The organism is Gilliamella sp. B14384G12, assembly GCF_016101825.1.
Lineage (GTDB): Bacteria > Pseudomonadota > Gammaproteobacteria > Enterobacterales > Orbaceae > Gilliamella > Gilliamella apicola_N.
Genome location: NZ_JACFPU010000001.1, coordinates 270,694 through 283,147, shown reverse-complemented (window position 1 = coordinate 283,147; position 12,454 = coordinate 270,694). Strand labels below are relative to the sequence as shown.

Here is a 12,454-nt window from a genome sequence, read left to right as displayed (position 1 = left end):
AACCCTTACAAAATGAGAATTACCCTTTTCTTCTATAACAAAAACAAATAGAGCTATATTTATTAATAATTATAGTTAAAAAAATTTATTACCAATTGAATATACTAATAATATTTTGGTACGGAGGTTATTTATGAGTCATATGTGGACATTCCAGCGAGTTGGTGGATTAGATCAAGTTGTATTTAAGAACGCTAACGACATTATCAATCTACCCGATTTAGATCCTAAATTGTGGGTAGCATTAAGCTGCCCAACAACAGGTTTAGATTTTGATGAACGAACTTTAGCTTTACTCGATACTGACCAAGATGGACGCATTCGTATACCGGATATTTTAGATGCAATTAGTTGGACCAAAGACAAAATATTATCGTTTCAGACGATTTTAAACTCCTCTGACACATTACCCTTATCTGAAATCAACACCTCAACAGAACAAGGTAAAAAACTGTCAGTTACAGCACACAGCATTCTTGCTAATTTAAACAAGCATGATATAAATTATTTAACCCAAGAAGATGTACAAGAATCGATAAAAGTTAATGCAGGTAAACTTTACAATGGTGATTTAATTTTCCCACCGTCTGCCGAATTATCACCTGAAATGCAAACATTCATTCAAACCGCCATTAAAACAACCGGTGCCCAAAAAGATATGAGTGGGCAAGATGGTATTGACTTAGAGATTGCGCAAACTTTTGTTGATAATTTAAAAACTTGGCAGAAGTGGCAAACCGATATCAGTAATACCCAAACACCCTTTGGTGAAGACCGAGCAGAAATTTGGAAATTAGTCCAACTTTTAAAACCCAAAATTGATGATTATTTTTTACGTGTTGAATTGGCCGAGTATGCCCCACAAGCACAAACCGCACTTAATGTTGATGAAAAATATATTGTCCCGACTGAAAATGGTTTACTGTCAGACGAAGCTTTGGCTGAATTACCTTTATCAAAAATTGATTCCTCCAATTATCTTGATTTAGTCAATGGGCTCAATCCACTTTGGAAAGATAAGATCAGTCGTTTTAAAACATTAGTTGCCTCATCATTATCAAATCCTGACCAACTTACCCAGCAAGAGTGGCAAAATATTCAACAAAGTTTACAAGCCTACACTACGCTAATTAGTTCAAAACCCGAACTGACTCAGTTAAAGGTTGCAACCGAACCAACAGCTAGTATAGAAGATATCCACAACGATGTTATCACCAGTTTGATAAATTCGGATTTATTTACAGAATTTAAGCAGATGGTCGAACAAGATAACCAAACCCCTATTTCAGCATCGGATGTACTCGTACTTGAAAAGTTAGTTCTGTTTCATAAACATCTTTATCGTTTACTGGTTAATTTTGCCTCGTTTGCTGATTTCTTCTCACTTGAAAAAAGAGCCGCTTTCCAGCTTGGTAAACTGTATATTGATGGTCGCTGTGCTACCCTATGTGTTGCCGTCGATAACATTGCCAAACATGCCAATATGGCAAATTATTCTGAGCTCTGTTTACTCTACTGCGAATGCACTCGTCAGGGTGAAAAGAAACTGATTGCTGCAGCTATGACCGCTGGACAAGGTGATTTATTGATTGAAGGTCGTAATGGTGTGTTTATTGATAATAATGGCAATGATTGGGATGCCAATGTGGTTAAAATAATCACCAAGCCAATTAGTATTCAACAAGCCATTTGGGCGCCTTATCAACGTATTGGTCGTTTAATTACCGAACAAATTAATAAGTGGGCAACAGACAAAGATGCTGATATCGATAAGTCTAGCGAACAAGCGTTACAAAATCCTGCTAATAAATCTGATATCGGTAAAAGTATGGGGATTTTTGCTGCAATTGGCTTAGCCATTGGTGCTATTGGTACCGCTTTGGCGTCTATCTTTCAGGCTATCTTTTCGCTCGCTTGGTGGCAATTTCCATTAGTCATTATTGGACTATTTTTGATTGTATCCGGTCCATCGATGATTTTAGCATGGTTAAAACTACGTCGTCGCACTCTCGGACCATTACTTGAAGCATCGGGATGGGCCATTAATGGACAAGTAAAAATCAACTTAATGTTAGGGGGATTGCTCACAAGCAAAGCCGAACTGCCTGACAATGCTAAACGCAATTTAAGCGATCCATTGAAGCAACATCATTATAAATTCATCATTATTCTATGGTTAGCCATATTATTAGGTGTGGGTATTAGTGGTGGCTGGCTTTGGCACGAAGGTTATTTAGATAAAATTTTTGAACCACAACATCATACTGAACAAAATGTGCAACAGCAGTCAGAGAAGCAAAACAATAGTAACACAAGTGAAAATCATTAAAAAACAAAATGGCTATTGGAGATTTAATCCGATAGCCAATACAAATTAATTGCCGATCGATTTATCGGCAATGCTTAACTAAATAATAGTTAATCAGTGTTGATAAACCGGTAAACGGCGACAAATATCTAACACTTTAGCTTTTACTGCTTGAATGGTTTGCTCGTCATCAATGTTATCTAACACATCACAAATCCAATTTGCCAACTCACGTGATTCTGCTTCTTTAAAACCTCGACGTGTAATGGCTGGTGAACCTATACGCACACCTGAAGTTACAAATGGACTTTGTGGATCTTTTGGTACACTATTTTTATTTACCGTAATGTTTGCGCTACCTAACGCGGCGTCAGCTTCTTTACCGGTAATTTTTTTATCAACTAGATCAATTAAAAATAGATGATTTTGCGTTTCGCCTGAAACCACTTTATAACCACGTTTTAAAATAACATCGACCATGGCTTGCGCATTTTTAATGACTTGATGTTGATACTCTTTATAGGCTGGTTCCATCGCTTCTTTTAAGGCTACAGCTTTGGCGGCAATCACATGCATTAAAGGCCCGCCTTGTGCACCAGGGAAAACCGCCGAATTTAATTTTTTATAAAGTTCTTCACTACCACCTTTGGCTAGAATTAACCCTCCACGTGGTCCGCCTAATGTTTTATGAGTTGTCGTGGTAACGACATGAGCAAAAGGTACTGGATTAGGATATACGCCTGCTGCAACTAGACCTGCCACATGCGCCATATCCACAAACAAGAACGCTCCGACACTATCAGCAATCTCGCGCATGCGCTTCCAATCGACCACGCCTGAATAAGCAGAGAACCCACCAATAATCATTTTAGGTTTTGAATCTAAGGCTATTTTTTCTAATTGTTCATAATCAATATGTCCAGTTTCGTCAACACCATAAGCGACGACATTATATAATTTACCAGAAAAACTTACAGGTGAACCATGTGTTAGATGCCCGCCTTCTGACAAATTCATGCCTAGTACTGTATCACCTGGTTTTAATAATGCCATATAAACGGCAAAATTAGCCTGTGAACCCGAATGCGGTTGCACATTAGCATAATCAGCACCAAACAAAGTTTTTGCTCGCTCAATAGCTAAAGTCTCAACAATATCAACATACTCACAACCACCATAATAACGTTTGCCAGGGTAACCTTCGGCATATTTATTGGTTAATTGCGATCCTTGTGCTTGCATTACTCGAGGGCTGGTATAATTTTCCGATGCGATTAATTCAAGATGATCCTCTTGACGTTGCTCTTCACCTTTAATTGCATCCCATAATTCTTTATCATAAGTGGCAATGGTCATATCTTTACTGAACATATTGACTCCTAGTTATTAATTGCATTAACTATTAAGCTTTACTGCATTGAATTGAACTGATTTAAAAAAAATCATCATTAGCAATTATCCTCACTTAATCAGCATATTATTTCAATCTTTTTTTTTAATTATAAAAAAAATTTATATTAAAACGGTAATTAAATAAGGCAGTTTTTATTATTACCCTAATCTTTGAAAACTACTAAGAGTTACAATTTTTAGTCTCAAAAGTGCCCTTCTTTTGAGATAAAATAAAATTCACTAAAAGGATCATACGAACAATCAAACCTATTTTTAGGTGATTCAACTGTATTAATTTTAGTGATAACTTGATAGCTTTTGCCATCATCGTCATAAAAAACGAAATTATAGATATTTGTATAGATAAACTTCTTTTTAATCGTTTTATTGGTATTAATCTTTTTTTCTGATGCCAATAAATTTATTTTAGTTTTTGAAGAATCTATATCCCCCTTAGCAATGATGCCTTCATTCTGCATCCATGTCGCGGTAGTATTCATCGGAAAAGAAGCACAATCGGGTGCTTTAGCAAAGGAGTATGTTGACCATAACATTACTCCTACAATAAGAAAAATTTTTTTCATTTTATAACCTTATGTTTTAATTTTATTTTTACCTGTTTCCTTGACAAGTAAAATTGAACATTAATGGATTAAATCTTTTTTTAATTTAATTGTTTAGTTTAAATGGTTGATCTGGCGTTTTGAAATAAAATAACTATCTACGTCACCAAAACATTCTGTTTTAGAGGCATTACTTTTAGTGATCACATCATAAGCTTTATTTTGATTATCATAAAAAATAAAATGATAAATTTGTGTATAAAGATTTTTACTTTTTTGTTCAGTCGCTAAAAGTGTGATTCTCATTTTTGATTCACTTAAGTTTTGACTATCAACAATATTACTACTTTTTAACCACTCTTTGGCTTTATCTAAAGACCAAGCTTTGCAATCAGGCTCTTGGGCGTGGGACATCAGTGGAAGTGATACCAACAGCATTAGAATAGAAAGTTTCCTCATATTATTACCTTAAAATTCCTTTGTTACTTTATAACAAGCATTAAAAATATTGAATTTACTAATATAATGTTATATTCACCATTAATGTACATTACTTTGTGATACTAAGTAATGATTGACCTGACTCATTGAGCATTCTTCGTCCGAAGCATTATTTTGAGTAATAACTTCGTAACTATTTCCTTTTATATCGTAGAAAACAAAATGATAAATTTGATTATATAAACCTTTTTCGATCTCTTGTGATGCTAATTGGGTAATTTGAGTTTTCGATTCATCTAAATCCACAATATCCACAATATTCATATTTTTTAGCCAACCTTCGGTCATATTCATAGGCCAAGTATAGCAATCAGGTCCTTTAGCAAAGGAGAGTAACGGACTAAACATAAACAATACAAAGATAGTTAATTTTTTCATATCATCACCTTTAATTATTCCTTTTTACTTGATGAGGTTAATATTCAAACTAAAAAAGTTAATTGCCAATTATTTAATTAACATAAATCAATTTTACCTGTAGATTATTATATAGAAATAAATAATTAAGTAATTATAAAAGTAACATAGCAAATCAATTTTGATTATCACAAAATTACAATAGCACTTTTTTATTTATTAGTATTATGTATATACTGTTACCAAAATTGATTATTGAGTAATACGTTTTATGCCCTTATCTACGCTCGTTATTTTGCCTTTTTTGGTATTAACTATCATTTCAGCTTCATTATTTGAACAAAAAAAATGGCAATTAGTGACCATCACATTCATGACCGTTCTTATCGTGATGGAACTTACTTCTGTCTATTTTAGTGGTGGTTTTATTGACTATCAGTTTTATGTAAATTTAAATGTAAATGATATCATCGAAGGATTATTCATTTTTAAGTTGCAAGCAGTATTAGTCATTACTGTCTTTTTGGGATTGGTATTTTTATTGTCAAAATTAGCCAATCTATGCAAACATAAATGTCGGTTATTTATCCGCTTATTATTTGCCTGTCTTGCAATAATCTCAATAAGTTACCATAACGGTCCTTTAAGTCGTTTATATGAAATATATCAAATAACAAGTGCACCTCACGAACCGTTCAAACAAGCGTTAGAATCATTAAATATGGTTGATTATCCAACCAAAGATCAGATTGTGAGTCAAAAGGGCAAAAATATTATCGTATTGTCTCTTGAATCCTTTGAACAAGGTTTTTTAGATTTTGAAGAAATTACACCCAACTTACGACAGTTACGCCAAGATTATACTTTCTTTGCAAATATGCCAATGAGTGCAGGCAGTAGTTGGACTACCGCGTCAATGTATACTTATATGACAGGCATGCCGTTTCTAATTGGGGGATACACAACTTCCCCATTAATGAAAGCAGATCAAACACAATTAGTAAGCTTGGGTGATGTATTAAAACAAGCTGGCTACCAAACACGTTATGTAATGGCAGGCCCTAATTTCGCTGGAATTGGTCATACGGCAGGGTTATTTGGTATGCAAATCATCTCGGAAGAAAATTATGTTGGTCAATACCCTAATGCCCCATTTGGATTATATGACAAGGATATTTTAGATATAGCTCAAAAACAAATTACCGAGATGAATCACTCAGGTAAACCATTTGCGTTATTTATCTCAACAGTTTCAACTCATGCGCCTAATGGCTTTAATGATGAGCGCATGAAGTCAGTTATATCACCTAAAAATGATAATATGTCATTTGTTGCAGCTTCACTCGATTATAATGTTGGACAATTTATCCGACACTTAAAAGATAATGGATTATTAGATAATACTGTATTTTATATTTTCCCCGACCATTTAATGATGGGAGCTGGTACAGCAACAATTAATCGCCTATCAGAAAAAGAGCGTAAACTTTACTTACTGACCAATGCTAAGAGTGAAAATTTACATAAAACACCCGATCAAGTCATCTACCAAATTGATTTACCGCGTTTAATTTTAAATGGAGCACAAGTTGAAAGTAATGCTAAATTTTTAACAGATTACCTAACTGAGCCAAATTTCAATAAAAAACAGTTTATTGAACAAAATAAATCAAAAATAGCAACAATAAATAACTCTGCGCAAGTATTTAAATAGGTACAAAATGACGACTGATACATTAATTTTAGTCATTACTATCAGTTTTTTAGGGATGATTTCACCTGGGCCAGATTTCTTTCTGATTTTAAAAAACAGTTTAAGTTATAGCCGAAAAATCGCGTTAATGTCTTGTCTGGGCGTAATTATGGCAATATTAATTCATATGAGTTATTGTGTTGCTGGTATTGCCATACTCATTGCAACAACACCAATACTTTATAATGGGTTACGTTATGCAGGTTCAGCTTACTTGTTATGGCTCGGAATAAAAGCATTACTAGCAAAAAACACCGGTACAACTTATCTTACACAGCAATCAAGCAATAAATGTATTTCTGCTAAAACAGCCTTTATGCAAGGCCTGTTTTGCAACCTACTTAATCCTAAAGCAACATTATATTTCTTAGCAATTTTCACTCAGGTATTGCATGCCGATTCATCAATAATGGATAAATTACTCGTAGCATTTATTATTTGGATAGAAGCTGTTTTTTGGTGGCCTTTTGTTGTCTATATATTTCAAACACAAGCTGTGCAACGAAGATACTTTAAAATACAAATTATTATCGATAAATTATTAGGTATTATTTTAATAACATTGGGGATAAAAGTTGCTTTAGGATTTTAGGGTAAATTCATCAATAATTTTTACTGCAACGTTATCTTCTCCTGAAACTTTTTTACATAAAAACTTTCTTTTTTTGAATCTTGTATAGTTAATTGATACACTGTTAGTAATATGATTGACTGTAATCAGCTACTCTTTTTTAACGATTATAGCATCATGATTTACTTATATTTAATTACATTAGGTTAGTAAATATGAACAAATTATTACAATATGGTCGAGAACTTCTTGAATTAGAACTTCACGAAGCCCAAAAATTACCCGATAGACTAGGTAAAGATTTTGTTGAAGCTTGTCAGCTTATTTTATCGAATAAAGGGAAAGTCGTGGTATCAGGTATTGGAAAATCGGGGCATATTGGAAAAAAAATTGCAGCATCATTAGCCAGTACTGGTAGCCCCGCTTTTTTCATGCACCCATCTGAAGCCTTACACGGGGATTTAGGTATGGTCACTGAAAATGATGTAGCCATTCTTATCTCATATTCTGGACGAGCAAAGGAATTTAATTTTATTTTACCGATACTTTCATCAATGAACGTACCTGTGATAGCAATTACAGGTAGATTGGATTCGCCGCTAGCTAAATCAGCACAAGCTGTGCTTGATATATCTATCGAAGAAGAAGCGTGCCCAATGGGACTTGCACCGACTTCAAGCTCAACCAATACGCTACTAATGGGTGATGCACTTGCTATCGCCGTGATGCGCGCTCGTGGATTTAAAGAAGAAGATTTTGCTCGATCTCATCCTGCGGGTAGTTTGGGGGCTAAATTACTCAACCATGTTAAAGATGTCATGCGACAAGGTGATTTAATTCCAAAAGTACCACACACTGCAACCGTATTTGACGCCATGTTAGAATTAAGCCGTACTGGAGTGGGTTTAGTTGCAATCTGTCAGGATAATAATAAAATAATTGGTGTTTTTACCGACGGGGACTTACGCCGGTTATTGCTCAAAAATGGTACATTGCAAGATAGCATTAGCGCTGTTATGACTAGCCCTGGCTTTCAAATACCTGAGAATTGGAAAGCGGTCGAAGCACTAAAATCATTTAATGATCATAATATTACTGCAGCACCTGTTGTTAATAGTGCTGGTGAATTAGTAGGCGCATTAAATATTCATGATTTACACCAAGCAGGAATAAGCTAAAAACTATTATAAATACTTATTGCAAAAAGGTACTATCTATTGAGATAATTACCGACCTAAATTTTTGTCGTTAGACGGAGATCCAAGAAAAGTTACACCGTTAACAATGTAAATGATTAAATAAATCATAGACCGTTAACGTTGTGTTGTATATTTTAACCAAAATTAATAGATGATGAAACTACAATGGCAGAAAAGCGAAATATCTTTCTAATTGGCCCAATGGGGGCAGGAAAAAGCACAATTGGCCGACAGATTGCACAACAGCTAGGCATGGAATTTTTTGATTCAGACCAAGAGATTGAAAAACGTACAGGCGCTGATATTGCATGGATTTTTGATTTAGAGGGTGAAGACGGATTCCGAGCCAGAGAAGAAAAAGTCATTAATGAATTGACTGAAAAACAAGGTGTAGTACTTGCTACTGGTGGTGGTTCAGTGCTATCGAAAGAGACGCGCAATCGATTATCGGCTCGTGGCATTGTTGTTTATCTTGAAACAACCATTGAAAAACAAATGGCTAGAACTCAAAAAGATAAACGTCGCCCACTTTTACAAGGAAGCAATACTCCAAGAGAACTTTATGAAGAACTTGCTGGAGAGCGCGAACCTCTTTATGAAGAAATTGCGGATATTACAATCAAAACTGATGAACAAAGTGCTAAAGGTGTTGCAAGTTATATTATTGAGAAAATAGAGCAAATTTAAGTCGCTTATTTTAGAAATAATGGTGCTTTGTGAGGCTATAAATCTTTTGATAGGTTAAGGAGTCAATATGCGTGTAGATAAAGACGATCGTTATATATCAGAACAACCTAACAAGGATTCAATGCTCCCATTAAAATGGCCAGATTTTCTTCAAAATTATCCAAAGAAAAAACTTATTATTTGCGGTTTAATAATCCTAATTATTTTTTTATTACTTAGCTTGATTATTTTCCGACCTTCACAAACAAGCGAACCAACGCCATTAACGCCTCCTGTGGTTAACGGTGTTGCTTCAACAGATGAAACGGATACAACTAATGCTATTCATAATGGACAAAGCAATGTTACAGATAATGGTAAGACACCTGATAATGCTTTAGCGAATTCAGAAAGATCAACTCCATCTAAACCTGATGTGCCAAAACCATCTGAAAATAGCAGTAATAGTATAAATTCAACTGATAATCCAAATGTGGCGTCAAATGCCAATCGTAATGGCGAAAAAAAACCAACTAAAAATACAGCTAATCTAAACGATGACAACAATAGTTTAGCTAAAAACTTTAGGATAAGAGATGATCATTATGTGATTCAAATTACTGCATCTAGATCGGCTGAGGGCTTAAAAAAATTTGTTACACAAAATAAAATAACGGATTACCAGATTTATGAAACTCAATACAGCAATGGTAAATGGTTTATTTTAGTTAAAGGCAATTATTCATCACTTGATGAGGCTCGTAAAGCGATCAAATCACTACCCGCTGCTCTCCAAAAAGATAAACCATGGGTTAAATCGGGAGCAGAAGTAAATAAAGAAAAAATAGTAAATTAATAAAGGATATCGTCCATTTATCCTACTAGCAACGAAAAAATAGGAGCAACCGTTGAAGAAGCAACGAGCCTTTTTAAAATGGGCCGGAGGAAAGTATGCGCTTGTAGACACAATTAAGCAATATCTACCAGAAGGGGAGCAATTAATTGAACCTTTTGTTGGCGCAGGTTCTGTTTTTTTAAATACCGATTACAAAAGTTATATTTTAGCGGATATCAATCATGATTTAATTGCACTATTCAAACTACTAAAAACAAACCCTGATCAATTTATTAATGATCTTAGACCATTATTTAATGAGCAAAATAATCAATCTGAGGCATTTTACCAACTCCGAGATGTTTTTAATGGTAGCAACGATCAGTATTTAAGATCGTTACTCTTTGTCTATTTTAATCGACATGGTTATAACGGCTTATGTCGTTATAATACTAACGGAAAATTTAATGTACCTTTTGGTCGATATAAAACAGTCTATTTTCCTGAAAAAGAACTCTACTTTTTTGCTGAAAAAGCGCAAAAAGCTGAGTTTATTTGTGCACCCTATCACGAAGTGATGCAAAAGGCTGGACAAAATTCGGTAATATATTGTGATCCACCTTATATTCCACCTAATAAATCAGGGGGATTTACGTCTTATTATTCCAATATTTTTGGCTTTGAAGAGCACGAAAATTTGTCAAAATTAGCGGAAACAGTGGCATACAAAAAAAATATACCCGTACTGGTGTCTAACCATTATACTGATTACACCATGACGCTATATAATAAAGCGAGTCATCTTTATCGAGCAGAAATGCGTCGTTCAATCAGTTGTGCTGGTGGAAGTAGAAAAAAGATTGATGAAATTTTAGCTTTATATAAAAAGTCATGAGTAGGCTCATATGTAAAGTTGATTATTTAGAGGTAGGTTATGAAAGAATTTATTATAGCACCATCCATACTATCCGCTGATTTTGCTCGTCTTGGTGAAGATACTCAAAAAGTACTTGATGCTGGTGCCGATGTTATCCATTTTGATGTAATGGATAATCATTTTGTACCCAATCTAACTATGGGTTCAATGTTTTGCAAAGCGTTACGTGACTATGGGATCACTGCACCCATTGATGTGCATTTAATGGTTTCACCGGTTGAAGAATTAATTACTTCTTTTGCTAAAGCGGGTGCTACTAATATTTCTATTCATCCCGAGGCGACCATCCATTTGGATCGTTCGATACAATTAATCAAAGATCATGGTTGCAGTGCTGGTATTGTGCTTAATCCAGCTACCCCTTTAGATTACTTAGATTATATTATTGATAAAATTGATATTATTTTATTAATGAGCGTTAACCCTGGTTTTGGTGGACAGTCTTTCATTCCATCCACCTTAAAAAAATTACAACAAACCAGAAAACGCATTATTGAGTCAGGACGAGATATTCGTTTAGAAGTCGATGGTGGCGTAAAAGTTGACAACATTGCCGAAATTGCCAAAGCGGGTGCCGATATGTTTGTCGCGGGCTCAGCTATTTTTGGTGAACCAGATTACAAAGCAGTAATTGACGCTATGCGCCAACAGTTAGCAGGAGTAACACATGCATAAATTACAAGATATTCAAGCAATCGCCTTTGATTTAGATGGTACACTCGTTGATAGTGTGCCAGGACTTGCACTTGCTGCACAAAACATGCTTGCAGATTTAAAACTACCAACAATAACAAACGAACAAGTAAAAAACTTTGTTGGCAATGGCATTGATGTGATGTTAGAGCGCATTTTTAAAGCGATCAATGTTGTTCCATCAACTGAACAACTTTCCCAAGCTAAAGCCCTATTTAATCAACATTATGACAAAGTGATGGACGCTGAAACTAAGCTGTTTCCGCATGTGAAAGAAACCTTAAAAACGCTGCATGAGAATCAATATCTACTGGCACTGGTCACCAATAAGCCCGCTCAATTTTTGCCAGCCCTATTATCATCGCTTGGCATAAAAGAGTACTTTTCCCTAGTGCTTGGTGGTGGTGATGTTATTAAATTAAAACCCCATCCTGCTCCGTTATACCAAGTCATGGCAACCTTTGGTTTATTTAGCGATCAATTATTGTTTGTAGGCGATTCTAAAAACGATATTACTGCCGCGCAAAATGCCAAATGCCCGACGGTTGCACTAACTTATGGGTATAACTATGGCATCTCGATTGCAACGAGCAATCCCGATTTTTTATTTGATGATTTTAAAGATATATTAACCTTATTACCTCAGCCTAAAGCTGAAGCTAAGAAATAATAAGCAAAG

Annotated in this window: 13 protein-coding genes; 9 read left to right on the top strand and 4 right to left on the bottom strand. The window is 34.8% G+C overall.

Features of this window, described 5'->3' with window-relative positions:
- Positions 1 to 133 precede the first annotated feature (133 nt).
- The gene (locus tag H3S73_RS01270; protein WP_198235703.1) at positions 134 to 2,329 is read left to right on the top strand and encodes a phage holin family protein; all 2,196 of its coding nucleotides are present in this window, start codon (positions 134 to 136) and stop codon (positions 2,327 to 2,329) included.
- Between the two features lie 93 nt (positions 2,330 to 2,422).
- Here the strand turns inward: H3S73_RS01270 and glyA are convergent, their stop codons facing one another.
- From glyA to H3S73_RS01250, 4 genes are all read right to left on the bottom strand, one after another.
- Positions 2,423 to 3,679 carry a serine hydroxymethyltransferase gene (gene glyA, locus H3S73_RS01265; protein ID WP_086327355.1) on the bottom strand — a complete coding sequence of 419 codons (1,257 nt, stop codon included), beginning with the start codon at positions 3,677 to 3,679 and terminating at the stop codon, positions 2,423 to 2,425.
- Between the two features lie 224 nt (positions 3,680 to 3,903).
- The gene (locus tag H3S73_RS01260) at positions 3,904 to 4,284 is read right to left on the bottom strand and encodes a hypothetical protein (RefSeq protein ID WP_198235702.1); all 381 of its coding nucleotides are present in this window, start codon (positions 4,282 to 4,284) and stop codon (positions 3,904 to 3,906) included.
- 93 nt (positions 4,285 to 4,377) lie between these two features.
- Complete coding sequence (locus H3S73_RS01255; protein WP_039127517.1) at positions 4,378 to 4,722, bottom strand: hypothetical protein; 345 nt, start codon at positions 4,720 to 4,722, stop codon at positions 4,378 to 4,380.
- Positions 4,723 to 4,803: 81 nt separating this feature from the next.
- The gene (locus H3S73_RS01250; RefSeq protein WP_198235701.1) at positions 4,804 to 5,142 is read right to left on the bottom strand and encodes a hypothetical protein; all 339 of its coding nucleotides are present in this window, start codon (positions 5,140 to 5,142) and stop codon (positions 4,804 to 4,806) included.
- Positions 5,143 to 5,392: 250 nt separating this feature from the next.
- Here H3S73_RS01250 and H3S73_RS01245 point away from each other — a divergent pair, with 250 nt between their 5' ends.
- The 8 genes from H3S73_RS01245 (at position 5,393) to H3S73_RS01210 (ending at position 12,445) form a co-directional block, all read left to right on the top strand.
- Positions 5,393 to 6,835 carry an LTA synthase family protein gene (locus H3S73_RS01245; RefSeq protein WP_198235700.1) on the top strand — a complete coding sequence of 481 codons (1,443 nt, stop codon included), beginning with the start codon at positions 5,393 to 5,395 and terminating at the stop codon, positions 6,833 to 6,835.
- Positions 6,836 to 6,842: 7 nt separating this feature from the next.
- The gene (locus tag H3S73_RS01240; protein ID WP_198235699.1) at positions 6,843 to 7,466 is read left to right on the top strand and encodes a LysE family transporter; all 624 of its coding nucleotides are present in this window, start codon (positions 6,843 to 6,845) and stop codon (positions 7,464 to 7,466) included.
- 194 nt (positions 7,467 to 7,660) lie between these two features.
- Complete coding sequence (gene gutQ / locus H3S73_RS01235; RefSeq protein WP_198235698.1) at positions 7,661 to 8,623, top strand: arabinose-5-phosphate isomerase GutQ; 963 nt, start codon at positions 7,661 to 7,663, stop codon at positions 8,621 to 8,623.
- A gap of 186 nt (positions 8,624 to 8,809) precedes the next feature.
- On the top strand, positions 8,810 to 9,331 hold the full coding sequence (gene aroK, locus H3S73_RS01230; protein WP_039127531.1) for a shikimate kinase AroK: 522 nt from the start codon (positions 8,810 to 8,812) through the stop codon (positions 9,329 to 9,331).
- Between the two features lie 67 nt (positions 9,332 to 9,398).
- The gene (locus H3S73_RS01225) at positions 9,399 to 10,166 is read left to right on the top strand and encodes an SPOR domain-containing protein (RefSeq protein WP_198226937.1); all 768 of its coding nucleotides are present in this window, start codon (positions 9,399 to 9,401) and stop codon (positions 10,164 to 10,166) included.
- A 52-nt stretch (positions 10,167 to 10,218) separates the two neighbouring features.
- Positions 10,219 to 11,040 carry a Dam family site-specific DNA-(adenine-N6)-methyltransferase gene (locus H3S73_RS01220; protein ID WP_039127536.1) on the top strand — a complete coding sequence of 274 codons (822 nt, stop codon included), beginning with the start codon at positions 10,219 to 10,221 and terminating at the stop codon, positions 11,038 to 11,040.
- Between the two features lie 39 nt (positions 11,041 to 11,079).
- On the top strand, positions 11,080 to 11,757 hold the full coding sequence (gene rpe, locus H3S73_RS01215) for a ribulose-phosphate 3-epimerase (RefSeq protein ID WP_039127539.1): 678 nt from the start codon (positions 11,080 to 11,082) through the stop codon (positions 11,755 to 11,757).
- Positions 11,750 to 12,445, top strand: a complete 696-nt coding sequence (locus H3S73_RS01210) for a phosphoglycolate phosphatase (RefSeq protein WP_198235697.1) — start codon at positions 11,750 to 11,752, stop codon at positions 12,443 to 12,445. Before rpe ends, H3S73_RS01210 begins: the two co-directional genes overlap by 8 nt.
- Positions 12,446 to 12,454 lie beyond the last annotated feature (9 nt).